At 58.0% G+C, this 24,690-nt stretch carries 24 protein-coding genes; 3 read left to right on the plus strand and 21 right to left on the minus strand.

The features are described from left to right. Positions 1-703 precede the first annotated feature (703 nt). The 5 genes from map to dxr all read right to left on the minus strand — a co-directional run bounded on the left by map (position 704) and on the right by dxr (position 7,248). Positions 704-1,573 (minus strand): type I methionyl aminopeptidase, encoded by an 870-nt coding sequence (gene map / locus QP971_RS07055; protein WP_284786915.1) that lies wholly within the window; start codon positions 1,571-1,573, stop codon positions 704-706. Positions 1,574-1,657: 84 nt separating this feature from the next. Further along, a complete protein-coding gene (locus QP971_RS07060; RefSeq protein WP_284811186.1) occupies positions 1,658-3,511 on the minus strand; it encodes a penicillin-binding transpeptidase domain-containing protein in 1,854 nt (617 codons plus the stop codon). Positions 3,512-3,592: 81 nt separating this feature from the next. Beyond that, a complete protein-coding gene (gene ispG, locus QP971_RS07065) occupies positions 3,593-4,756 on the minus strand; it encodes a flavodoxin-dependent (E)-4-hydroxy-3-methylbut-2-enyl-diphosphate synthase (protein ID WP_269953086.1) in 1,164 nt (387 codons plus the stop codon). A gap of 108 nt (positions 4,757-4,864) precedes the next feature. Continuing rightward, positions 4,865-6,073 (minus strand): M50 family metallopeptidase, encoded by a 1,209-nt coding sequence (locus tag QP971_RS07070; protein ID WP_284791120.1) that lies wholly within the window; start codon positions 6,071-6,073, stop codon positions 4,865-4,867. A gap of 14 nt (positions 6,074-6,087) precedes the next feature. After that, positions 6,088-7,248, minus strand: a complete 1,161-nt coding sequence (gene dxr / locus QP971_RS07075; protein ID WP_284811187.1) for a 1-deoxy-D-xylulose-5-phosphate reductoisomerase — start codon at positions 7,246-7,248, stop codon at positions 6,088-6,090. Positions 7,249-7,380: 132 nt separating this feature from the next. On the opposite strand from dxr, the gene QP971_RS07080 reads away from it, so the two are divergent. Further along, positions 7,381-7,887, plus strand: a complete 507-nt coding sequence (locus tag QP971_RS07080) for a DUF2631 domain-containing protein (protein WP_269953089.1) — start codon at positions 7,381-7,383, stop codon at positions 7,885-7,887. A 228-nt stretch (positions 7,888-8,115) separates the two neighbouring features. Here the strand turns inward: QP971_RS07080 and QP971_RS07085 are convergent, their stop codons facing one another. From QP971_RS07085 to rlmN, 3 genes are read right to left on the minus strand one after another with little or no spacing between them, the layout of a single operon-like run. Continuing rightward, positions 8,116-9,714 (minus strand): hypothetical protein, encoded by a 1,599-nt coding sequence (locus QP971_RS07085; RefSeq protein WP_284811188.1) that lies wholly within the window; start codon positions 9,712-9,714, stop codon positions 8,116-8,118. 5 nt (positions 9,715-9,719) lie between these two features. Then, positions 9,720-10,550 (minus strand): ABC transporter ATP-binding protein, encoded by an 831-nt coding sequence (locus QP971_RS07090; protein ID WP_269953091.1) that lies wholly within the window; start codon positions 10,548-10,550, stop codon positions 9,720-9,722. 18 nt (positions 10,551-10,568) lie between these two features. Further along, a complete protein-coding gene (gene rlmN, locus QP971_RS07095) occupies positions 10,569-11,681 on the minus strand; it encodes a dual-specificity RNA methyltransferase RlmN (RefSeq protein ID WP_489687069.1) in 1,113 nt (370 codons plus the stop codon). A gap of 94 nt (positions 11,682-11,775) precedes the next feature. On the opposite strand from rlmN, the gene QP971_RS07100 reads away from it, so the two are divergent. Beyond that, complete coding sequence (locus QP971_RS07100; protein WP_225746794.1) at positions 11,776-12,183, plus strand: LapA family protein; 408 nt, start codon at positions 11,776-11,778, stop codon at positions 12,181-12,183. 85 nt (positions 12,184-12,268) lie between these two features. Here QP971_RS07100 and QP971_RS07105 read toward each other — a convergent pair whose 3' ends face one another. The 5 genes from QP971_RS07105 to rpsB all read right to left on the minus strand — a co-directional run bounded on the left by QP971_RS07105 (position 12,269) and on the right by rpsB (position 16,823). Next, positions 12,269-13,150 carry a phosphatidate cytidylyltransferase gene (locus tag QP971_RS07105; protein ID WP_284811190.1) on the minus strand — a complete coding sequence of 294 codons (882 nt, stop codon included), beginning with the start codon at positions 13,148-13,150 and terminating at the stop codon, positions 12,269-12,271. Positions 13,151-13,296: 146 nt separating this feature from the next. After that, entirely contained in the window at positions 13,297-13,854 is a 558-nt protein-coding gene (frr, locus tag QP971_RS07110) for a ribosome recycling factor (RefSeq protein WP_005325221.1), read from the minus strand. 71 nt (positions 13,855-13,925) lie between these two features. Next, positions 13,926-14,612 carry a UMP kinase gene (gene pyrH, locus QP971_RS07115; protein WP_023027755.1) on the minus strand — a complete coding sequence of 229 codons (687 nt, stop codon included), beginning with the start codon at positions 14,610-14,612 and terminating at the stop codon, positions 13,926-13,928. Positions 14,613-14,878: 266 nt separating this feature from the next. Next, positions 14,879-15,691, minus strand: coding sequence for a translation elongation factor Ts (tsf, locus tag QP971_RS07120; protein WP_239273102.1), 813 nt, complete (start codon positions 15,689-15,691; stop codon positions 14,879-14,881). Positions 15,692-15,989: 298 nt separating this feature from the next. Next, positions 15,990-16,823, minus strand: coding sequence for a 30S ribosomal protein S2 (gene rpsB / locus QP971_RS07125; protein WP_049377474.1), 834 nt, complete (start codon positions 16,821-16,823; stop codon positions 15,990-15,992). Between the two features lie 378 nt (positions 16,824-17,201). Here rpsB and QP971_RS07130 point away from each other — a divergent pair, with 378 nt between their 5' ends. After that, positions 17,202-17,723 carry a M23 family metallopeptidase gene (locus QP971_RS07130; protein ID WP_284811191.1) on the plus strand — a complete coding sequence of 174 codons (522 nt, stop codon included), beginning with the start codon at positions 17,202-17,204 and terminating at the stop codon, positions 17,721-17,723. Here the strand turns inward: QP971_RS07130 and QP971_RS07135 are convergent. From QP971_RS07135 to lepB (QP971_RS07170), 8 genes are all read right to left on the minus strand, one after another. Further along, positions 17,720-18,637 (minus strand): tyrosine recombinase XerC, encoded by a 918-nt coding sequence (locus QP971_RS07135; protein ID WP_239273104.1) that lies wholly within the window; start codon positions 18,635-18,637, stop codon positions 17,720-17,722. The genes QP971_RS07130 and QP971_RS07135 overlap by 4 nt on opposite strands. A gap of 35 nt (positions 18,638-18,672) precedes the next feature. Beyond that, positions 18,673-19,854: a DNA-processing protein DprA gene (gene dprA / locus QP971_RS07140; protein ID WP_049377477.1), complete on the minus strand. Its 1,182-nt coding sequence runs from the start codon at positions 19,852-19,854 to the stop codon at positions 18,673-18,675. Then, entirely contained in the window at positions 19,851-21,413 is a 1,563-nt protein-coding gene (locus QP971_RS07145) for a YifB family Mg chelatase-like AAA ATPase (protein WP_284791130.1), read from the minus strand. Before QP971_RS07145 ends, dprA begins: the two co-directional genes overlap by 4 nt. Next, entirely contained in the window at positions 21,400-21,798 is a 399-nt protein-coding gene (locus QP971_RS07150; protein WP_198491630.1) for a YraN family protein, read from the minus strand. The genes QP971_RS07145 and QP971_RS07150 overlap by 14 nt, the downstream gene beginning before the upstream one ends. Positions 21,799-21,970: 172 nt before the next feature. Continuing rightward, positions 21,971-22,276 carry a DUF2469 domain-containing protein gene (locus QP971_RS07155; RefSeq protein ID WP_005325239.1) on the minus strand — a complete coding sequence of 102 codons (306 nt, stop codon included), beginning with the start codon at positions 22,274-22,276 and terminating at the stop codon, positions 21,971-21,973. A gap of 62 nt (positions 22,277-22,338) precedes the next feature. Beyond that, entirely contained in the window at positions 22,339-22,980 is a 642-nt protein-coding gene (locus QP971_RS07160; RefSeq protein WP_284811192.1) for a ribonuclease HII, read from the minus strand. Continuing rightward, on the minus strand, positions 22,967-23,704 hold the full coding sequence (gene lepB / locus QP971_RS07165) for a signal peptidase I (RefSeq protein ID WP_049377481.1): 738 nt from the start codon (positions 23,702-23,704) through the stop codon (positions 22,967-22,969). Before lepB (QP971_RS07165) ends, QP971_RS07160 begins: the two co-directional genes overlap by 14 nt. Next, positions 23,682-24,485 carry a signal peptidase I gene (gene lepB / locus QP971_RS07170; protein ID WP_284791139.1) on the minus strand — a complete coding sequence of 268 codons (804 nt, stop codon included), beginning with the start codon at positions 24,483-24,485 and terminating at the stop codon, positions 23,682-23,684. The genes lepB (QP971_RS07165) and lepB (QP971_RS07170) overlap by 23 nt, the downstream gene beginning before the upstream one ends. Between the last annotated feature and the right edge of the window lie 205 nt (positions 24,486-24,690).

Below are 24,690 nucleotides of genomic sequence, written 5' to 3' on the forward strand. Positions count from 1 at the left end.
CGAGTAGAGCAGATCATTTGGAGCAGGCTAACCATTTCAAGACAGAAAAGGCAGCAAAACCCAATCTGGACAACTACTCCCCTTCCCTTTAATCTAGGGTTTACAATTAGCCCGACGGCCACGAGTAGTTAAAGGCGTTGGCGTCATTGTCTCCTCCAAGGACTTTTCCACGATCCTGCGTGGGCAAATGGTCTTTCAGGGCTAGCGCCGTACAGGCATCAGCACTCTGCATGACGGTATGATCAGCCCAGTTTTCGGCCGCTCTTAGTTGTCAAGGACTTCAATGCTGGCAACTTCGAGTGCACATCTTTGTCCTCTAAGATCGGTTCTACAGCTAGCGCAGGACTCGCAAGAGACCGGAAACTACCACCTGCACTAGGGGTATAGCGAGCCGTGTTCTACGCCCCGTTCTTCTCGGCCGAAACTCCACAATTCGAAGATGTGACCGGTGATTATAACTTCGCAGTAACAACGTATCTATCCACAAGTTTTGGGCACAATCCTCCGCTAATTGCTGGCGACGTGTTGGAGCTAGAAAGCTAAGGCTTACACTAGGTTGCATTCTTAGAAGGAGACCCTTTTACTATGTGCCTTTTCACTACTTAGGGCGGGTTGGCTTCCACACGACGTCGGCAAGCATGCACAAAGGCCGCCCCCACTTCCCTGCATTGGGTCGTGTGGAGGCGGCCTTTGTTAAAAAGCTTTAGTCCTCGTCGGGAATGGTGAGGATTTCGTTGCCATCCTCGGTAATGACGAGGGTGTGCTCAAACTGGGCGGTAAACTTGCCGTCGGTGTTTTGCACGGTCCAGTCGTCATCCCAGATCTCGTAATCCAAGGAGCCAAGGTTAATCATCGGCTCAATAGTCAGGGTCATACCAGGCTCAAGGATGTCGCGGTACACGGTCGAGTCATGGTGCAGGACAACAAGGCCGTTGTGGAAGGTTGGGCCGACGCCGTGACCGGTGAAATCGCGCACGACGTTGTAGCCAAAGCGCTTGGCATAAGACTCAATCACGCGACCAATGACATTGATCTCGCGGCCAGGCTTTGCGGCCTTGATGCCGCGCATGGTGGCCTCCTTGGTGCGCTCCACCAGCAGGCGGTGTTCCTCGGAGACGTTACCGGCAAGGAAGGTGGCGTTATTATCGCCGTGGACGCCATTCTTATAAGCCGTGATATCGATATTGACGATGTCGCCGTCCTCAATCACGGTGGTATCCGGGATGCCGTGGCAAACAATCTCATTGAGGGAGACGCAGCTGGACTTAGGGAAGCCGCGGTAGCCTAGCGTAGACGGGTAAGCGCCGTGGTCGCACATGTACTCGTGCGCTACGCGGTCCACGTAATCAGTGGTTACGCCCGGCTGCACGGCCTTTCCAGCCTCCTTGAGGGCGTTAGCCGCGATTTTGCAGGCCTCGCGCATCTTCTCAATAACCTCGGGGGACTGGACGTAGGGCTCACCAATGCCCTCTTGTACCTCGTCCTTCCACACGTACTCCGGTCGCTCAATGCTCTCCGGCACGGTGAGGATCGGAGTGGGCTTGCCTGGCTTTAGCTTTCCTCGATTACTCATGGTTTCCCATGGTAGTCCTCTGCGCCCATAATGCAGCAGCCGGGGTCATAAGCTAGGGCCGTAGCTCCAGCTCTGGGTCTAGGTCTACCCTTCGGCCGGCGGAGCCGCACCCTCGTGCGGACCGGAGCGGTAGCCATCGACCTTCTGCAAGAAATTGCTGGTGATATTGACCGAAGCATCGGAGCCGCCGCCCAAGACCACGAGGGTGGCAAAGGCAATATCGTCTTCTTCGCGGTAGCCGGTAAACCAGGCGTGCGAGCCCTCATTAATCTCGGCCTCACCGGTCTTGCCGTAAATCGTGCCACCCGCTGCCATACTGCGGGCAGTACCGCTGGTGACCACTTGGCGCATCATGGCGCGGACATTGTCCAGCACGTGCTTGGGAATCCGCTGCGGCTTATCGGAAGCTGTGGTTTTGTGTCCCTCGATAAGCGTCGGTATAGGCGTCTTGCCGTTAGCAACCGTTGCAGAAACAAGTGCCATGCCGAAAGGGCTCGCCAAGTCATAGCCCTGTCCATAGCCGGCTTCCGTGCGCTCTAGTGGTTCTTTTCCCTCCGGGATGGAACCAGTAATGGTAGTCAGGCCCGGAATATCGTATTCCACGCCGAAGCCGAACTTCTTTCCCATGTCCTTCAATTCACCGGGCTTGAGCTTAGTAGAAATATCCGCAAAGGTGGTGTTGCAGGACTGCGCGAAGGCTTGGCTAAGCGGAACGCTGCCTAGGGCGAAGGCATTATAGTTGGTCACCACGCGGCCAAAGATATCCATGGTGCCCGGGCACGGCACGATGGAGTCGGTATTAAGGCCCTGCTTTTCTACACCAGCCGCGGCAGTGAGAATCTTGAACACTGAGCCGGGTGGGTACTGGCCTTGGAGGGCTACGTCACCGTCTTCATCGGCTTTCTCGGTTTGGGCGACGGCCAAAATATCGCCATTAGAAGGCCGGATGGCTACGAGCATAGCTTGCGAATCCGAGCGCTCGTTTACCGCTTCTTGTGCGGCTCGCTGCACGTCGTAATCAAGGCCCACCTTAATCGACGGCGCAGCATTAGGCGCATGCTTCTCGACGTCCGAAAGCGCCGCACCATTCTCATTAACCACGGAGATGGACCAGCCAGTTTGACCATCGACCTCGTCTTGGACCGCAGAGCGCACGCGCGACATAAGATCGGGGGCTAACCCGCGGTCGCGGGTAACCAAGGCTGGTTCCTCATTAAGGCGCACGCCGTCCATGCCCTCCACCTTCGGGCGCACCGCCTTGGCTTGGTCCTCCGTGAACATAGTTACGGAGTAAGAACCGTCTGCATCCTCCAATTTCTTGGCCAAATCCTTGGCATCAATCTCTGCAATTGAATCATCCTGGCTATGGGCGGCTGCCAACGCGCCGCTGATCTTTGAGGCGGTGGGCCGCACATCATCGAGCGAGCTGGTATCTACCACCAGCCGGTAGTTCAGCCCCGGGCTCATCAATTCCACCCCATTGGAAGAAACCACGCTGGCACGCTTTGCTTCCAACGCGCGCAGCTCCAAGTGCTGGTTTGCTCCCAGGTCGGGGTGGATAAGGCTTGGCTTCCACCGCACCGTCCACTCATCCTCAGTCTTCGTCAGCGTCATCTGCGTGTCATAGCTCAAGGTACGATCCTTGGGCAGATCCCAGGTGACCTTGTAGTTCGCCGTGGCGAGGTTCTCATCTTGGTCCACGCCTTCAAGCTCAATGTCGAGCCCCTCGGCCTGCAGGCCGGAGTAGGTGGCATCGAGGGCGGAGGTGGCGTCGGAGGGGGCGTCGGTAAGCGCGGCTAAGCCGTCATTATTGCGGGATTCCATCCCCTGGAGGAATTCTTCCGCGACCGGTTCCGCAGAAACCGGCTTCGGTGTACAGGCAACCACGCTGGTGGAGGCGAGCGTGATAGTTGCAACCAGCGCGACCAACTTCTTCATGTCTTGGCACTCTAGCAGCGCAAGCGCCAAAAAAGACTGCCCCACACCGAAGTGCGGGGCAGTCTGCTCAAAGTGGGTAAATTACTGGGTTACGCGAACCTCAGCCTTGGCGCCTTCCACGGCTTCCATACCCTGCTCATCGGCAATGCGCATGGCCTCTTCAATGAGGGTTTCCACAATCTTGTCCTCCGGCACGGTGCGAACGACCTCGCCCTTAACAAAGATCTGGCCCTTGCCATTGCCGGAGGCAACGCCGAGGTCGGCATCGCGGGCCTCGCCTGGGCCATTGACAACGCAACCCATCACGGCAACGCGCAGCGGGAACTCCATGCCCTCCAAGCCGGCGGTAACTTCCTCCGCCAGCTTGTAAACGTCCACCTGGGCGCGGCCACAGGACGGGCAGGAAACGATTTCCAGTTTGCGCGGGCGCAGGTTGAGCGACTGCAGAATCTGGTCGCCCACCTTGATTTCCTCTACCGGCGGAGCGGACAGGGACACGCGAATGGTATCGCCAATGCCTTCTGCCAACAGTGCACCAAAGGCAACCGAAGACTTGATGGTGCCCATGAACTTCGGACCGGCCTCGGTCACGCCGAGGTGCAGCGGGTAATCAGTCTTTTCCGCCAGCTGGCGGTAGGCCTCCACCATCAGAACCGGATCGGAGTGCTTAACGGAAATAGCGATATCGCCATAACCGTGCTCCTCAAACAGGCCAGCCTCCCAAATAGCGGACTCGACGAGTGCCTCCGGGGTGGCCTTGCCATACTTTTCCAGCAAGCGCTTATCCAAGGAGCCACCATTCACGCCGATGCGAATTGGAATGCCGGCATCGCCGGCTGCCTTAGCAACTTCCTTCACGCGGCCATCAAACTCGCGGATATTGCCCGGGTTCACGCGGATGGCGGCGCAACCAGCATCGATGGCCTGGAAGATGTACTTAGGCTGGAAGTGGATATCCGCAATCACCGGGATGGGAGATTTCTTGGCAATGGCCGGAAGCGCTTCCGCATCGACAGGCTTAGGGCAAGCCACGCGCACGATATCGCAGCCGGAAGCGGTTAGCTGAGCGATCTGCTGCAGTGTGCCATTGATGTCGTGCGTCTTCGTATTGGTCATCGACTGCACCGAAATTGGTGAGTCAGAGCCGACACCGACCGGGCCCACCTGCAGCTGACGAGTCTTGCGGCGTGGGTGCAGGACTGGTGGTGGGCCGTCTGGGATTCCTAGACCGATGGGGGTCGACATGAATTCTCCTTGTTGAAGCACAGTAAGTACATACGGTGGGTGATTAACGCCCCCACTCTAGCACTGCTTGCTTTATGCCTGAAGTGCGTGCAGCGAGGGCTGCGGCGGCTAGCCAAATAGCTGTATGGGGTTGACCACATCGGCGACGATGACGATGACACCAACGCCCATCAGCAGGCCGGCCATTACATAGGTCACCGGCATCAGCTTGGTGTAATCGGCTGGGCCCAGAGCGGGCTTACCTGCCAGCTTGCGGATGCCATCGCGCAGCTTTTCATAGATGATGACTGCGATATGTCCGCCGTCGAAAGGCGGCAGCGGAATCAGGTTAAAGAGTGCGAGGAAGAAGTTCAGCGTGGCCAGCATCATAAAGAACATCGACCACAGGGAGCGCTCCGCCAATTCGCCGCCCACGCGGGATGCGCCGACGACGGACATCGGGCCATCGGCCTCGCGTTCGTGGCCGAAGATGGAGGCCACCACACCCGGAATTTTGCCGGGGAATTGCTTGAGACCATCGACCGTTGCGCCCAGCGAATAGGTGCTAAAGCGCCAGGTTGCCGGTAGCGCGTCGACGGCGTCGTGCTTTTCGACGACATCGATAAGTTGATTGCTCAGCCCGATTGAGCCAGCATCCACTAGCTCGCCGTCTTGGTTCAACCGCTTGACCGTATCGAGGTGGACTGTGAAGTCCCTGTCTTCCCCACCGCGCTCAACCGTCAGCGTGATGGTCTCGCCAGGGCGCTGCATTACCTCATCGCGCAGCTGGGTAAAAGAATCCAGCTTCTGACCATCGAGGGCCACAATAATATCGCCCTCCTGCACGCCGGCCCTTCCAGCAGGGCCTTTACCCGTGCACGTTTCTAGCTCTTGGTTCGGCTTCTGATTGGCCGAGCAAGTCACCTCGCCCACACGCGGGCGCACATCAGCATCCGGATTGGGCAGGCCAGCCGTCATCGCCACAAAATAGAGGATGACAAAGCCCAAAATCAGGTTGACAGCGATGCCGCCGGCCATCACGATTATGCGCTGCCACCACGGCTTTTTATACATCGCATGGGGCTCTTCTTCCTCGGTGAGGAATTCATCCTGCGCGGTCATGCCAGCGATATCGCAAAACCCGCCTACTGGGAAGGCCGCAAGTCCATATTCGGTGTGGCCCTTCCGGAAGGAAAAAAGGCGCGGCCCAAAGCCAATAAAATAGCGGCGCACGCGCATGCCAAAGGCACGCGCGGTGAGCATATGGCCTGCTTCGTGCAGCGCTACGGTAAGCCCGATGCCGAGGGCGAAAAACACAATGCCCAGCAAGTTTGCCATGGTGTGAAAGCTTTCTAGTCAGCCAGCGAATCAATCAGCGCATTCGCGCGCCTGCGCGCCTCGCCTTCCACCGCGAGGATTTCATCGAGGCTAGAGACTACACCAGCAAACTCGGATGCGGAATCAAGGATCCTGCCCACGACGTCCACGATCTCCGGGAAATGGATGCGCCCGGACAAGAACGCGGCCGCTGCCTCCTCATTGGCGGCGTTGTAGATGACCCCTGTTCCCTCAGCCGCGGCCCGGCGGGCGAGGTTAACGGCGGGAAAGGCGGCATCATCAAGCGGCTCAAAACGCCAATCATGCGTCTGCGCAAAGTCCAAGGCCGGCTGGGCACCTGGTACGCGGTGCGGCCAATTCAGCGCTAGCGAAATGGGCAGCTTCATCGACGGCGGCGAGACCTGAGCAATCGTGCAGCCGTCCTTGAAGGTGGCCATGGAGTGAATGATGGACTGCGGGTGCACGGTGACGTCGATGCGCTCCGGGGCGATGTCGAAGAGCAGCGTTGCTTCAATAAGCTCCAAGCCCTTGTTAATGAGGGTGGCAGAGTTAAGGGTATTCATCTGCCCCATGGACCACGTAGGGTGCTGCGCTGCCTGCTCAGGGGTCACATCCCACATCTCTTCGCGCGACCAACCGCGGAAGGGGCCACCAGAGGCGGTAAGGACTAGCTTATCCAGCTCCCCCTCCTCGCCGGCACGCAGGCACTGCGCCATGGCGGAATGTTCCGAGTCAACAGGGATAATCTGGCCAGGGCGCGCCTTCTGCGTAACCAGCGTGCCGCCCGCGACGAGGGATTCCTTATTGGCCAAGGCTAGGTACTCGCCCATCTCCAAGGTTGCCAAGGTGGCCTTGAGCCCCAAAGAACCCACCAAGGCATTGAGTACCGTATCGGCCGGGGTCGAGCGCACTAGATGCTCTGCAGCGTCGGCGCCACGCAAAACCGAACCACCTAAAGCAGCCGACACCTCGGCCGCGGCGCCCTCGTTGGCCACGGCAACGTGGTCAAACGAAAGGTTGAGGCTACGGGCTTGTTCGATGATGAGCTGCGGATTGGAGCCACCCGCAGCGATTCCCACGACGTCGAATTTATCGGGATTATCCGCAATGACTTCCAGAGCCTGCGTGCCGATTGAACCGGTGGAACCAAGAATGAGTATTCGCTGAGTAGTCACGCTTCCACCCTAGCGCCCACCACCATTGGGCGGTCGCGGCAGGTACGTCGCACTGCGACGGGGGTGTTTAATCGCCATCTAAGGTGCGATGTTTTAGAATGTGTAGCAGACAAATGGCATTGGTGTGCCCGCATGCCCATCGCACAGACGGACACACGCAGAAGCGAAGGAGAGCAAGTGTCTTCCCACAAGCCGGTACCGCAGGTATTTGACGGTGTTTCTACTGAGGACGTTCCATCCGCAGGATTCGGTTGGTCCCGCATCAGCCGCTCTGGCGTACAGATCGCCGGTTGGATTTCTGTCCTGTTCCTACTTGCCTACAACTTTGGTAACCACCACGGCCACGTTGAGACCATCTGGCTCATTGCCTTGGCTATCTTGATCGCCGTTGGTCTGCTCATCCACGCCTTCCAGCCTAAGTTGCACCAGGTTCGCACCGTAACCGCCCGCAACCAGCCGGTGGGCCACCAGGAGCCGGACTGGGTCTACGACCAGAAGACCAACACCGGCGTATACGCCGAGCTGACCGATTCCCAGCTGCGCGCCCTCAACATTGAGCCTTCCCGCGTTTCTCACCTGCGCGTTGAGCCAGGCACTAACAACGCCACCCCGGTTACCTCCGGCAAGCACGCGCTCTAAGCTTTTAGTACGCTTTAGCTACCGCCGCCCTTCCCCGCGAAGGCCGGCGGTTTCTTTATTACCTAGCCGAGCACTTGCGCTTGGCGACGCCCCGCGGCGCAAGCAATCTCCCCATACTCCACAGCCGGCACGCACTCCAGCAACTACGGTGAGGGTGCTACTGTGCGCGCGACTGAATTGCTTGGCCAAGCAACAAAGCCAAGAAAACATTAGAACTACACTCGCGGGTTAAGATACCCAGTGCCTGACCTTGGAGTAGATTTCAGGCAGCGTTTCATCCACACGTTTACCGCTTACCTGCAAGGCAACGATATAGCAGACGACGGGGACCGCGATTACTAAGACAAACCCCAACGCGAGCAATACGGAATTTGAACCGTACCCGAGGGCCATTGGGATAACACCGGGAATAATCGGGGTCCAGCCTATGAACAAGCTCAAAATGGCGCTTACGAACGCGCTGGCCGAGTAACCGGATTTATCCGCCCACATATTCCCGCCGGGCCGCGCGGTAGCAAAGGGATTAAAGGTAGTGAGAAGAAGAGATAGCCCTGCAGAAGAAATGAATATGCCCGTAGCCGCAGCGATAAAGCACACAGACTGCAGCTTGTCTGCGCTTAATATATAGAGGACTATAGCCAATATCACGAATACGATTACCGAAAGCACCAAGTGAGCCCAGTGACGCGCATAGAGCAGCGTACGGGGGCGGACCGGAGCAGCCAGCTTCACCCAGAGACTAGGCCCGTCATAGCCGAAATCGTTGGTAGCCAGCAATCCACCGAAGAGACCCAAAAATAGTATGCCTATTGTGGGCAGCTCGGAATCAGAGTTGATCCCCTGAAAGATGAAAATAAGCGCAAGGATCGGTTGCATGATGATGCTGCCGATAAGACGCGAATCGCGGAAGATATAACGAAAAGAGCGCGTAAATTCCATCGCCTCCGGACTGCGGTAGGAAAATGATCCCAATGAAAACCGGCTGATCCCCTTGGCCTTCCCGCTGCGCTTATGCTCGCCAGCCGCAAGGGTGCGGCGTTCGTACTGCAAGCGCAGTAAGCGCTGCCAGGCCCATGCGGCCACACATAGCGAGACCACGGCTATAAGAAACTGCGCGATGGCTGCTACCAGCTCGCCTTGGCAAAGAGATAGCGCCCATCCCACTGGCGCACCTAAAGGGGTCCACGCAAGAACCCCTCCCACTGTACCCAGTGGGAAATCAGAATCCATAAGGGAAGAAAGACGGTTCGAGCCAAAAATAAGCAAGACTACCGCCACTGAACCTAGCACTTTCAGCGTAGTAGAGCTTAGCTCCGCGGCGGTGGCGCCAACATAAACCGCAAGGTCCGCGAGAACCAACGTCAGCACTAACGCAAAGATCATTCCTAGGACAAAGGGCAAGATAAGCAGAGCTTGTGCGTTGGCGGCTAAAGTCACACTTGCAATGACTGTGTACGCAATGGTCAGCAGAACCGGCACCGGTGCGCGCAAGTTGAGTACCGAAGCTATTGCAAGTGCTGGGGTAATGTCTTTCAGGCGCAACGGCAACGCGGAAAGCTCGCGCGCAGATAGCTGGTTTTCCCCGCTGGGCATGATGAGCGTGATGACCAGAAAAGCGAGGGTGCCTATTGCAGGGGCGGCAGTAAGTGCATGGAAGTTTCCGGTACCAGAATCACTGGAGATATCTGCCGCCGCCAATACAGCGAGCGAGGCCATGCCGATGAGTCCGTAGAGCAACAGGCAGATTGGAATCAAGACCGCTGAGGCATTGGACTTTAGGTTCCGCACCCACAATGTGCGATGAAGTTTTAGCAGCGTAGAGGTCATAAGGACTAAAACTCCCCTCCCCTACGTTGCGGCTCGTCGCTATCGCGCCGCAGCCAATCAAAGGAGCCGGCATCAAATTCACTGCCGCCGGCGAAGTGGATAAAGGCATCCGTGAGGCTGCCTTCTTGGCGCACCTCCTCTACGTGTCCAGCAGATAGCACTTGGCCACCGGCAATAATGGCTACGTGGTCGCACAGCCCCTCCACCAATTGCATGACATGGGAGGACAAGATAACCGTGCCACCGCGGTCAACGTAGGCACGCAGTAGTTCCTGAATGAGTTTGCCTGATACAGGATCCACGGCCTCCAAAGGCTCATCAAGAATCACAACTTCTGGGTTGTGCAATAGTGCACCAGCTAGGAGGATCTTTTTGGTCATGCCAGCGGAGTAGTCTGCGATGGGCTTATCGGCGGCGTCGGCAAGCTGCAAGGCATCCAAGAGTTGCGCGCTGCGGTGTTCCGCCTCCGTTTGATTCATACGGCGCAATGCCCCGAGATAGAAAAGGAATTCCGGTCCTGACAAGCGGTCGAAAACTGGAGCACCATCGATAAGAAGGCCCATTGCCGCCTTCGCTGCGAGCGGGTCCTGCCAGGTATTGTGCCCGGCGATAAAGGCCTCGCCACTATCTGGCCGCAGTAAGCCGCAAGCCATGGTGAGCATGGTCGTCTTGCCAGCGCCATTCGGTCCGACGATGCCATAAATAGAGCCCCGCGGGATGTCGAGGCTCAAATTCGACACCGCGGGGCGTCCAGCGAAAGATTTATTCAGACCGCGCACGGCCAAGGCCTGCGAGGTGGGGTCATCTGCAAGCGGCGGATAATTCGGAGTAATCATATCCGCCAATCTTATCAGTTAGGCGGACTTATCTTCTCGTTCATCCGCTGCGAGCTGACCACAAGCTGCCGCAATCTCATCGCCCTTGGTATCGCGCACCGTGCAAGGAACGCCTTGGGCCTGTACGCGGCGCACGAACTCGTCTTGGCGGTCCTGCGGGGCCGCATCCCACTCCGAGCCCGGCGTGGGATTGAGCGGAATGACATTGACGTGAACCTTGGAGCCCAGCTTCTGATGCAGCTTGCGGCCCAGCATATCCGCGCGGAAATCTTGGTCATTCTTATCGCGAATCAGGGCATACTCAATAGACACGCGGCGAGCAGACTTATCCGCGTAATAACGCGCAGCATCGAGCACCTCATCGACGGACCAACGGTTATTGACCGGCACAAGGCCATCGCGCAGCTCATCATCCGGAGTGTGCAAGGAAACGGCGAGCGTGCAGGCCAAATCCTCGTCCGCCAGCTTACGGATTGCCGGAGCCAAGCCCACGGTGGACACAGTCACGTTGCGCTGAGAAAGACCAAAGCCGGCACCATCCTGGCCAGTAATCTGCCGCACGGCCTGCACCACGCGCTTGTAGTTGGCCAGTGGCTCACCCATGCCCATGAAGACCACGTTGGACAGGCGGCCGCCTTCTGCCGCCATTGCGGCGGCAGCATGGCGGAACTGCTCAACGATCTCGCCCGTAGACAAGTTACGGTCCAGACCGCCCTGGCCGGTAGCGCAGAACGGGCAGGCCATACCGCAGCCGGCCTGGGAAGAAATACACAACGTAGCGCGTCCAGGGTAGCGCATCAGAACCGACTCCAGCAGCGTGCCATCATGCAAACGCCACAGGGACTTAGTGGTCTCGCCGTCATCCGTGGAAGTAGTCCGGATAGGCTTCATGAGCTCAGGGAAGAAGGCTTCCTTAACTGCTTCGCGCTTGCCGGCGGGGATATCGGTCATATCCTCCACATTGTCGGTAAAGTGCTCGTAATAGTGCTTAGCCAGCTGCTTTGCACGAAATTTAGGCAGGGCAATTTCTGCGAGCTTATCAATGCGCTCGGTTTCGGTCAGGTCGGCGAAGTGCTTAGGGGGAAGTCCGCGGCGCGGGGCGGAGAAGTTAAGTTTCACTGGTTGAGCCATAGTGTTGCCCATCTTTCCACGGTCTGCGTGGGTTTTTCCAATTGAAAGCCGTGCCAAGTGGCATAATCGACAGGTTTAAAGAAATAATGGATGCATGACAAATCCGAATTACCCCGCAGATGACTTTTCTTCTTCCGACGCAGACCTCTCCTCGACGGAGATGAACGCTTCTGCACCGGAGACCGGTTCTAGCCTAGAGCCGACGGTCTCTGACTCTACTTCTCACTCCACCCAGCCTTCCGGCAAGGCGAAGGGATCTTTCGCAGCCAGCACGTGGATCGCGCTCATCGTAGGTTTCCTGCTACTGATTGTTCTCATTGTTTTCATCATGCAAAACCAGCACGCGGTCCCCATGAATTTCCTAGGCTGGTCCGGTGAGTTCCCTGCTGGAATCGCTTTCCTCATCTTCGCCATTGGCGGAGCACTCATCATGGCGCTAGTGGGTGGCTGGCGCATGTTTGAGTTGCGCCGCCAACTGCGCAAGCAGGCTCAGCAGGTATAGGTCTTAAAAAGCCGCCTCTCCCCCTGTCCTGCCTTCTTAGGAGACGGACTATTGGGGAGAGGCGGCTTTTGCGTACCCGCTGCTTCTATGGCGTGAACGTTGCCAGGAAGCTAATGGCCACCCAGGTGACCATGGCGGAAGGCAGCATGCCATCTAGGCGGTCCATCAGGCCCCCATGGCCGGGCAGCAGGGCCGACATATCCTTGATTCCGAGCTCACGCTTAAACTGTGATTCCACTAAGTCGCCCAAGGTGGCGCAAATGACAAGGCCAAGCCCCATCAGACCGCCCACCCAGGCATCGTGATGGAGCAGGAACTTAACGGTAAGTGCGCCGGTGACCACGCCAAAGAGGATGGACCCGGCAAAGCCCTCCCACGATTTCTTTGGGCTTACTGCAGGGGCCATGGGATGCGAGCCAAACATCACGCCAGCGATATAGCCACCAGTATCGGAGGCCACCACGCACAACATAAAGACCACGATGGAGGCGGCGCCACTGGCAAATGGGGTCGACACCAGCGACAGCATTGCTGCGAAGGTGGCAAAAAGCGGAATCCATGTCAGCACAAAAATGCCGACGGACATATCCCGCAGGTAGTTAATTGGTGGGCGATGGCGACCATTATGGAAGAGGCGACCAAACATAAGCGCCAGCACAGCGGTGACATAGACCGCGACAAGGCCGGGCGCGCCCAGTGGCCACGAAACCCACACCATAGCTTGGCCCAAAATAATGAGCAACGTGCGCGGAATATAGTAGGAATGCTCCCGCAGGCGGCTGAGCACCTCCCACATAGCAACGCCAACTGCAAGGGCCACAAACGCGTACCACGCGAGTGGGCCGGCCCATACGGCGAGCACGACAAGTGCGCCGAGGCCTACGCCGACGCCGATAGCGGCCGGCAAATCGCGGCCTGCGCTATTCTTCGGCAGAGGCAATCGGCGGTTAATGGCGTCACTCACCATGACCGGCTCCTTTCGCTGCTTTTTCGCGCCCCCTCGCTAACTTTCCACTGCTCGATCTCTCCTACTCCACACTTCGGAGCTGTAGGCTGCGGAACAGAAAAAGCGCCGCCGGCCGGGGACGGGCACGGCGGCAATGACGGGAGGTCTTAGACCTCCATCAGCTCGTTTTCCTTATTTTCTACCAGCTTGTCCACCTGCTCGATGTAACCGGAAGTAATCTTTTCCATTTCCTTTTCCGCTGCGATGACCTCGTCCTCGCCGGCGTCGCCGTCCTTCTGCAGCTTCTTCAACTGCTCCATGGCCTTGCGGCGAATATTACGGATAGCAATCTTGCCGTCCTCGCCCTTGCTCTTGGCCAGCTTCACCATTTCCTTACGACGCTCCTCCGTCAGCTGTGGAACGGTCACGCGCAGAACCTGACCATCGTTGGTGGGATTCACGCCCAAATCCGAGTTGCGGATGGAGTTTTCAATCTCATGAATCATGGACTGCTCATAAGGCTTGATGAGCAGCATGCGCGGCTCCGGTACGGAAATGGTAGCCATCTGGGTAATCGGGGTAGGTACACCGTAGTATTCGGCTACCAAGCCGTTGAACATAGTGGGATTCGCGCGGCCGGTACGAATGGTCACCAGCTGCTCGCGGGTGTGCTCGACGGAAGCGGTCATGTGCTCTTCTGCTTCGAGCTGAATCTCATCGATCATGAGGTTAAATCATCCTTAAACGAATAGGGGTGGCTGTATAAAAAGGTAGCAGGTTCGCAGCCCTTACAGTATTAGGACTGCACCAGCGTGCCGATAACTTCACCGCCGGCGGCGCGGGCGATATTACCTTCTTCCAGCAGGTTGAAGACCAAAATTGGCATATCATTGTCCATGCACAGGCTAAAGGCCGTGGCATCCGCAACCTTAAGGCCCTTTTCAATGACCTCACGCGGAGTGATTTCAGAGTACAGTTCCGCATCCGGGTTGGTGCGTGGGTCATCGGAGTAGACACCGTCGACTGCCTTGGCCAAGAAAAGAACCTCGGCACCAATTTCCAGGGCGCGCTGCGCGGCAGTGGTATCTGTGGAGAAGTACGGCATGCCCATGCCGGCGCCAAAGATAACCACACGGCCCTTTTCCAGGTGGCGGTCAGCGCGCAGCGGCAGGTACGGCTCGGCAATCTGCGCCATGTTGATGGAGGTCTGCACGCGGCAGTCCACGCCTTGCTGCTTGAGGAAGTCCTGCAGTGCGAGGGAATTCATTACCGTGCCCAGCATGCCCATGTAGTCCGAGCGAGCACGATCCATGCCGCGCTGGGAAAGCTCGGCGCCGCGGAAGAAGTTTCCGCCACCGATAACCACTGCAATCTCGATTCCCTGGCGGGAAACCTCGGCGATTTGGCGGGCTACGTTTTCAACCACATCTGGGTCGATGCCGACCTTGCCGCCGCCGAACATCTCACCGCCCAGCTTCAGCATTACTCGCTTGTATCCGGTTCGCTTAATTTCTGCAGCAGTCACGCCTACTTCGTCTCCTTAACGCGGGGCAGTTTCAATCTCCGCCCTATCTTACCCATATATCTTTCGCTTCCTCACACCGCCCGCCGGTGCAGGCCAGTAGGCAATTGCTACGTGCCGGTCCCTCTCCTGCGAATAGACAATCCGCACTAGTCGGCACGGTGAGCGCACGACAAAGCCCACGAAGGATAGTCCTTCGTGGGCTAGTCGTTAAAACAGGGGTGGGCTTAAGCGCCAACCTCGTAGCGAACGAAGCCGGTGATGGTGGTGCCAGCTTCTTCAGCAACCTGCTTTACGGTCTTCTTGTTATCAGACAGGGAAGCCTGCTCCAGCAGAACGATGGACTTGAAGAAGCCGTTCAGGCGGCCTTCCACGATCTTCGGCAGGGCTGCCTCTGGCTTGCCCTCCTCACGAGTGGTGGCCTCAGCGATCTCGCGCTCCTTTTCAACGACCTCTGCAGGAACGTCCTCGCGGGTGAGGTACTCAGCGTTCATGGCAGCAATCTGCAGGGCTGCAGCGTGAGCGCCTTCCTCGCTGCCCTCGTAGGAAACCAACACGCCCACTGCTGGCGGCAGATCAGCAGAACGCTGGTGCAGGTAAACGGCAACGTTGTCGCCCTCTACGGTAACGGCACGGCGTGCCTGCAGCTTCTCACCGGTCTTTGCGGACTCCTCGTCCACGACCTCGGAGACCTTCTTGCCGTCGATCTCAATGTTGTTGAGCTCGTCAGCGGAGTTTGCCTTGGCCTCAGCAGCAGCGTCAGCAATCTTGGCTGCGAAGGTCTTGAAAGCCTCGTTCTTAGCAACGAAGTCGGTCTCACAGTTGATCTCGACCATGGTGTTGCCAGAAACGGCGATGAGGCCCTCGGTAGCCTCACGGTCAGCGCGCTTGGAGACGTTCTTAGCGCCCTTGATGCGCAGGTACTCAACGGCCTTATCGTAGTCGCCGTTGGACTCTTCCAGAGCCTTCTTGCAATCGAGCATGCCGGAGCCGGTAGCTTCGCGCAGTGCCTTGACGTCTGCAGCAGTGTAGTTCGCCATAGTTGGGGCGATCCTCCTTGAAAATCAAACAGTGTTCGTTCAAACAGCGTAGTCGACGCGGTGAAATCGCGCCGCTTTAGGGTGGCAGAAACCACCCCTTCCCACCTATGTATGAAAGTGGAGCTGGTTTCAGCAGAACCCAGCATAGATAAAACCAACCCCCGCCGCCGTTACAGCACGGTGGCGGGGGTTGGTAAACAGCCTTGGGCAGGAATTACTCCCTTGCTGCCCCACACCAAAAGTGCGTGGGGTATTCAGTTAAACGCGGGTGAGGAAAATTCCTAGCGAGAAGTTAAGACTACTTCTCGGCCTTGTCTGCGGATGCTTCCTCAGACTTTTCCGCGGAAGCCGGGTCGGAAGCTGCGGCAGCCGCCTCAGCATCGCGCTTTTCCTTCTCAGCGGAGTCGCCGGCAGCTTCCTTAGCTGCAGCCAGCTGACGCTCCTCGCGCGCCTTCTTGCCTTCCTCTACAGCGGAAGCAACGATGCCGGAAAGCAGCTTGGTAGAGCGGATGGCGTCGTCGTTGCCTGGGATCGGGAAGTCAACTTCATCCGGATCACAGTTGGTGTCCAAGATGGCGACTACCGGAATATTCAGCTTGCGAGCTTCCTTAACCGCAATGTGCTCCTTGTTGGTATCAACAATCCACAGCGCGGACGGGGTCTTTGCCATATCGGAGATGCCACCCAGAACGCGCTCGAGCTTAGCGCGCTCACGGTTGAGCATGAGAACTTCCTTCTTGGTGCGGCCCTTGTAGCCGTCCTCACGCTCATCCATTGCCTGAAGCTCCTTCATGCGCTTCAGACGCTTGGAAACGGTCTGGAAGTTGGTGAGCATGCCGCCCAACCAGCGGTGGTTGACGTAAGGCATACCGACGCGGGTTGCTTCCTCAGCAACTGCTTCCTGAGCCTGCTTCTTGGTGCCAACGAACAGGATGGTGCCGCCGTGTGCAACGGTTTCCTTGACGAACTCGTAAGCCTCGTCAATGTAGGTCAGCGTCTGCTGCAGGTCGATGATGTAGATGCCGTTACGGTCAGTGAAGATGAAACGACGCATCTTCGGATTCCAGCGACGGGTCTGGTGGCCAAAGTGCACACCAGCGTCGAGGAGCTCGCGCATGGTTACAACTGCCATGATTCGCTCGCTTTCTTTTATCTTGTCTTTCGGTTTTCCAATTGTGCGGTGTTTTATTCCGCACCCTAGCAACGAAGGCCCTGCTGACACCTTGTTTCCAAGGACCACGTCAGCCGTCAGGCTGTCTCTTCCTTCCAGCAGGAAGCGACAACTTCGCCGCGCGTAGTCAATGCCTCCACGAGGTGGACACACTGCTGCCCCAAAGAATAATCCCCTTACGCTGGTTTTTCCAAACCGAAGACAGCTTATCCACAACTTCGCCGCAGCCACTTTGCATCAATCGTCACAACCGGCTCAATCACATCATGCAACCCAAGTTGTCCACAGCTAAAGGAGAACGGACTCCCAAAACGCTTCTTTCCGGCGGACACTGTGCCCATGAATCAGTTCCTTTCCCCCTCCGCATTTCCTGCTTGCCGACGTCCCACCTTCCTCCCCACCACTTTCCTCACCCTTCTTTCGCTTCTTATTCTGTGTTGCCCACCGGCCACGGCCTATGTCGACCCTGCTTCCGGCAAACCTAGCCCGGCGCGGGTGTTGCGTGGATTCGACGCCCCAGAACAAAAGTGGAGCCCTGGCCACCGCGGCGTCGACATGGCCCTATCAGCAGGCTCGCCGGTAGTAGCCGCCGAAGACGGCGAAGTCGCCTTTGTGGGCACGGTGGCCGGCAAACCAGTTGTCTCCATTGCCCACGCCGATGGAGTGAGAACGACGTATCAGCCCGTGCACGGCTCCGTAAAGCAGAGCCAAGAAGTCCGCGAGGGCCAAGTGATAGGCCGTTTAGGCAATCCGGTCGATGGCTATCCCGGACTGCACTGGGGTGCACTCATCGCAAAAGATACCTACATCGATCCTTTAACCCTGCTGGATATGCCGGTAATTCGTCTCAAACCGCTTTAAGCTCGGGGATGGGCTTGGTCGTATACGCGCTGCAAGCGCTGCGCGGATACGTGGGTATAAATCTGCGTGGTATTAAGCGAGGAGTGCCCCAGCAGTTCTTGCACTACGCGCAAATCTGCCCCGCCTTCCAAAAGGTGGGTTGCGGCAGAGTGGCGCACCCCGTGCGGGGTAAGCCCCTGTGTACCAGTGACTTTGGCGGCCTTTTCTACAATGCGGCGCACCTGGCGTTGATCGATGCGCCCTCCCCTGCTGCCAACAAAAACCGCTTCAGTTTCAGCCGTGGCGATTTCTCCACGGCCTTTGTCAATCCACTGCTTTAAAGCGTCTTCCGCTGCGTGCCCGAAAGGCACTACGCGCTGCTTATTGCCCTTACCGGTGACATGCAAGGTACCGCGTTGAAAATCAATATCGCCTAGGTCCAGCCGGACCAACTCCGCCACGCGCATACCGGAGGCGTAGAGCAACTCTAGGATGGCACTATCGCGAAGGAAGTGGACTTCATCTGCAGAGACTGCATTGCCCATAAGCTCGCCGGCTTGCTCCGGAGCTAGAACCGTTGGAAGGTGACGCCCCACTTTGGGAGTAACTAAGCGGGCAGCAACGTCTCGCTTAAGGTACCCTTCGCGCACTGCCCAAGTAGAAAATCCCTTCGCTGCCGCGGTGCGCCGTGCCAGGGTGGAACGCGATTTTCCTTCCGCAACAGCCTCGGCCAACCATTGGCGCAGGCTGTTGAGGTCAAACTCCGCGAAGGTCGGCACGCTGCGTGCAAGGTCGCGCAAGTCGGAGCGATACCCGCGCACCGTCGCTTCTGCGCGGCCTTTGACATGTAGTTGGAAATCCGCGAAGTCCTCAATGGCCTCAGCCATCTGCCCCTCAACTTTCGGAGCCTTCGCGGACTTTCCATCTTCACTCATGCCACAGCAGTGTACTCGCCAAACGCAGGTGCCATTTATTCCGTTTCCCGGCGCGCCCAAGTATTGCCATGCCGGACGACAACGCACATCTTTTCCAGCGCCAGCAGTAAGTGAACTGTCAGCGGTAAACGGAATCCTGCTTCTCGGGCAATGTCTTCTGCCGTTGCTTTTTCCTGTCCTAACGGTGGCGTCGCGTCAAAGACGCGCAACTCATTGCGGGAGAGGCGTTGGGTCATGGTTGCCGCAAAATTGATTTCGTACTGTGCACCTGGGTCTACTTCCCCGGCGCGACTTACTAGAGCGCGAATCTCATCAGCACTGGTAACCAGCTGCGCACGGCCTTCTTGAATGCGCTGGTGGCAGCCCAACGAGCCGCTAGTAGTTATCGGCCCCGGCACCGCCATCGCAACTCGCCCAAGCGCTTCTGCCCAGTTGAGGGTATTCAATGCGCCAGATCGAAATGCCGCCTCCATAACGACGGTGCCGTGGCTCAATGCTGCCACTAAGCGATTGCGCGTTAAGAACCGGTGGCGCTTCGGCGCGGTTTCCGGCGCGAATTCAGAGATGATGCAACCATTGTCCGCAATCTTGGCGAATAAGTTGGCATTGCGGGCTGGGTAATCCCTATCGATGCCACACGCTGCTATGGCTACCGTGCGCCCGTTGTTGTGCAACGCTGTTTCGTGCGCGACGGTATCCACTCCCAGCGCGCCGCCTGATATTGGAGTCCATTCATGCTGAACCAATCCGGACACGACGTTTTGGGTGGCCTGCCAGCCATAGCGGGAAATGGCACGAGTACCGACGATGGCCACAGCTTGAGCAACCTCTGCCTGCAATGGCGCACCGCGCACCCACAGGCTATGCGGTGGTAATGCTTGGTCATCAAAAGTGGCTGGGGCCTGCCCGCTGTGCTGATAGAAGCCGAATGCAGAGTCAAACTCCTCTGTGGGCCACTCTGGGCTTTCTGCCGTAATGAGCCGGGCCCCGACTTTTTCGGCTGCCGCCATATCTTCGGCTTGCCGCAACCAGTCATAGCGGGAGGCCGTGCGCGCCAAAAGCGGGCCTATCCAGTCGGCGCGATTGTAGATTCCGTGGGCGATTTCCTCAGCTGGGTATTGCGTGAGCAGGGCCTGCAATGCAGCAGAGGGGCCTTCCACCACCCGATTAAGATATACCCAGGTCGCATACGGAGTAGAAAGGTCAAGTTCGCTCATGCTGCGAGCCTCCCGACGTTAATTGAGCCGCGTAGATCGAGCGCGCGCCCCACTTCGTCTAGGTCCGGCTGTGCCTTTCCTGCTAGATCGGCCAGAGTCCAGGAGAGCTTCAATACGCGGTCCACTCCGCGCTGGGATATTTCGCCTTCAGCCAAGTAGGCAGACAACATGACCATCGCAGCCTCCGCAGCGGGCCTCTTTCGGCGCAAATAAGACGAGGGAACTTCCCCATTGGTGCGCGCGGTGATGCCATCCGCCCACCAGCGCGCAGCGGCACGTTCACGGGCAGTGGCGACGCGCTCGGCGATGACTGCGGATTCCTCTTCACCGTCCGCGTTAATTGTTGCCGCCTGCCCGCTTAAGGTGACCACCATATCCAGACGGTCTCGCAACGGTCCAGAGAGGTTGGAGAGGTAGTTCATCCGTTCATGGGGGTTGCACCTGCACTTGGATGGATCTTCGGCCGCACACCTGCACGGATTTGCCGCCATGACCAATTGGAAGCGGGCAGGATAGGTAACCTCGCGGCGCGAGCGCGCCAACCGCACGTGTCCTTCCTCCAGCGGTGCACGCAGACCATCGAGTACCGGCGCGGCTACCTCACTGGCCTCGTCGAGAAAGAGCACACCATTGTGAGCCAAACTCACCGCACCAGGGCGCGGATGTCCGGAACCGCCGCCAAGTAATGCCGCCCGAGTAACCGAGGCATGCGGGGCGATGAACGGGGCGCGCTCGATGATCTCACCTGGGGTTCCGGTAAGCGAATGAATTGCGGTGGTTTCGACCTGCTGATCTGGAGTAAGGGTAGGCAGGATGGTGGGCAGGCGCGAGGCGATCATGGACTTTCCCGACCCAGGCGGCCCAATCATCATCAGGTGATGGCCGCCGGCTGCAGCAACCTCGGCAGCCCATTTGGCATTAGCTTGGCCAGCGATATCGCTAAAGTCGAGTCGCGACCCCGCCGCAGGCGCGGGGCTGAGCGACCCTGTAAAGCCCGCCGCCTGCGGCAGCCCACGGTTACCGCAGGCCCATCCGAAAGCCTCCTTCAAAGACGCAGCAACCAGTACGTCCATGTCCGGCACCAATGTGGCCTCGGCGGCATTGCCAGGTGGCACAACGAGAGTTGTAATTCCTTGTTCCCGTGCGGCCAGAAGAGCGGGGATAATGCCTGCTACAGGCCGGACGGAGCCGTCGAGACCGAGCTCGCCTAAGACCAAGGTGCGCTGGAGACGTTGGGCGGGCGAGGGAGTACTGCCATAAGACGGGAAGTCGGCCTCCGCCTGTGCCGCGAGGATCGCAAGCGCTATGGGTAGGTCAAAGTGGGACCCGGATTTGGGAAGCGACGCCGGGGACATGGAGACCACCACTTTGGTCTTGGGCCAGGGCAGATGGGAATTAAAGGCCGCGGTCCTGATCCTATCCCGAGATTCGGAGATTGCGGTATCCGTCTGGCCTACAACGTGTATCCCTGGCAGCCCGTGGCCGACGTTCGCCTCCACGTCAACCAGCTGAGCTAGGACTCCGTTTAAGGACATGGTCAAACAATTACCTAGAGCCATCTTCAACCCCCTTGAAGTGTTCCAGCGCAAACCCCTGCCCGCGCGCAACCAAGGCAATGACGTCGAATCGCACCTCAGCCAGTGGCTTTCCATCAAGCCACTGCGCCGCGGCTTTGCGCAGTCGCGCGAGCTTCTGCGGAGTTACGGCCTCAGCTACCCCGTAGCGGGAATTGGCGCGGGTCTTAACCTCAACAAAGACGATGGTTCCGTCCGCTTCCCGGGCAATGAGGTCGATTTCTCCCACCCGATAAGAGACGTTGGCAGCGATTATTTCTGCCCCACGTTCGCGCAGATAGCGCGCTGCGAAGGCCTCTCCCCTTTTACCTAAGACTTGTTTATGACGAGGCTTCTTCGTAGCCAAGCGGTGTTCTGAACTAAAGTGCATTGCGGTTTATCCTTGTGCGTTGAGAAATTCATTGGCTAGCACAGGACACCGCAGGTGAAAGGGCCTACACAAGGGACGCACAAGCAAAAAGACCCTAGCTGTGGATAACTACGCTCTGCAGCGCTGTTATCCACAGCTAGGGTACGGCGCTGTGTGCGCCGGCTTGACAAAGTTATTCCGGCATCATGAATTCCGGCTTATCCAGCTCCTCGATATTGACATCCTTGTATGTAATAACGCGGACGTAGCGCACAAAGCGCGCGGAGCGGTACATATCCCATACCCAAGCATCAGACATGCGTACCTCGTAGTAGACATCAGGCCCAGAGGTATGCGGAATAAGCTCTACCGCATTAGCCAGATAAAAGCGCCGCTCAGTTTCAACGACATAGGAAAACTGGCTGACAACGTCCCGGTACTCGCGGTAGAGAGACAGCTCTACCTCAGCCTCGTAGTTATCGAGTTCCTCTGCACTCACGGTGGACCTCCAGGTTGTGGGTTAGCTCGCTTTAGCTTAGCGCGAGAAGTGCTAGTTTCTTGCTAGGCACGCGCGGCAAAATCCGCATGAGCGCGGCGGACATTCTCATAGCTCATCCGGTGCTCCGGGCACGCTCCAAGCCCCGCAATTGCGGCCTCATGCGCCTTGGTTCCGTACCCCTTATGGCTGGCTAACCCGTAGCCGGGGTACCGCGCATCCAGCTCGTGCATCAGGTGGTCGCGGCTGACTTTGGCCAGCACACTCGCCGCGGCGATACACCGCGCGGCCGCATCGCCGCCGATAATGGGCAGGTGGGGTTGGGTGAGGCCGGGGATAAAGAGGGCGTCGGTAAGCACATAGCCCGGACGTACCTCCAGGCGCGCAACTGCCCTGCGCATGCCGGAAATATTGGCGTGCTGGATGCCGCGCTTATCGATGTCCCCCGCACCAATATGCACCACAGACCAGCCCACAGCCTTGTCTTTAATGAGTGGAAAAAGCTTTTCGCGTTGTTTGGGGGTGAGCCTTTTGGAGTCAGTAAGTTCCGACAACTCCTTGATCGGCCGATCGGGCATCACACAAGCTGCGATGGTGATTGGTCCACAGCAGGCACCGCGCCCGGCCTCGTCTACGCCGGCTACCGGGCCTAAACCGGCCTTGTTCAATGCGACCTCGTAGGTGCGTCGCTGTTTAAGCCGCCGCATGCGAGATTTCCGGGTGTTCCACCCCGCCCCAACGCGAAAGCGGCAAAATGATGGCCTCGACGCGCCCGCGGACATTGTCGACCGGCACGGTGCCCTGCAAGTTGTCACCCAAGTGCGCACGGGAATCGAGGGAGTTGGTGCGATTATCACCCATCACCCAAAGGTTTCCTTCGGGGACAGTAACTGGGCCAAAATACTCTCCGCCACACTCTCGCGAACCCACGCTGGCGTCTACGGGAATCTCCGGCGGATCGAGGACGAAGGATTGGTCAATGGGCCTTCCATCCACCATGACCGCAGGATCGCCGGCCTGACAACTCACCGTCTGCCCGCCGGTAGCAATGACGCGCTTTACCAGGATATTTTCCCCATTGGGAAGCAGCCCTACGGCCGCTAGAGCATTTTGGGCTCCGCGCACGAAAATATTGTGCGAACGATTGACCTCAAACTCGTTATTCCACGACTCGGGCCCTTCAAAGACCACCACCTCCCCGGGCTTTGGGTCCGTGAAGTAATAGCTGACCTTTTGCACGGCGATACGATCGTTTTTGCAGCCAGGACACCCGTGCAGGGTCGGTTCCATCGACGCAGAAGGAATGACATACATCCGCCCCACCAGCGCCTGCAGGAGCACCAGCAGGACAAAGCCTGCCACCACGGGGAGGAGAAAATCCCGGGTGCGCAGGCGTTGGGAGGAAGGCTTATTCCTGAATGTCCGGGTCATCGACCCCACCAATGCGGGTAAACGGCCAGAATACGAATTTCACCTTGCCACGGACGTTTTCTACTGGAACCGTGCCGTGGAACTTATCGGTCATATGGTAGCGCGAATCGGCCGAAGCAGTACGGTTATCGCCCATCACCCAGATGTTGTCCTCCGGTACTTCGACGGGACCAAAGTACGGACCACCACAGGCCTCCGAGCCGGTCGACTCGTCTACCGGATACGTTGGCGGGTCTTGCACGTAGTCCTGCTCGATGGGTTTGCCATCTACCATGACAGCAGGATCGCCCTCCTGGCAGGACACCGTCTGTCCGCCGGTAGCAACCACACGCTTGACCAAAGTATTTTCGTCTGGTGGTGCCAAGGATACGAAGCTCAACGCATCCTGTACACCGTGAATTAACGGATTGGACGAGCGCGGTGAGACGTAGCTGGAATTCCAGTCCTCGGTGCCTTTAAACACGACGACATCGCCTGGTTCTGGCTCGCCGTCACCGTAGTAAGAGATCTTTTCCGTAAAGATACGGTCATTTGTGCAGCCCTCGCAGCCGTGCAGAGTCGGCTCCATCGAGCCCGATGGGATCACATACTGCCGGCCGATAAAGTTCTGGAAAAGTCCGACGATCACAAGAACCGTAGCCACGACCAGAAGGGTTTCCAGCAGCCACGGCATTTCTTTCTTCTTAGTCGCCTCTTTGCCTTGCTGGGTGGCCTCGCCCTGTACGGGGCGGGCCCCCTCGCCTTCCGGCGACTGTTCCTGCGAGATGCTGTCTTTATTCACGCGCTAGATCCTAGCAACCCCATGTCCGATTTCCGGCCTTATCCCCCTCGCGGCAGGAGGATTCACAGACAACTTTCCGGTTAAAGCCTGCCGGCTGGCGCATCGGATTAGCTGCTTGATTTCTAGTCGTCGTGGAAACACCTGACATGGGTTAGGTGATTGTGTGGAGTCGAAATGGGTTCCGGATTCTGCTGTTGTGGCGCGG

The organism is Corynebacterium marquesiae (genome assembly GCF_030229635.1).
GTDB classification, from domain to species: domain Bacteria; phylum Actinomycetota; class Actinomycetes; order Mycobacteriales; family Mycobacteriaceae; genus Corynebacterium; species Corynebacterium marquesiae.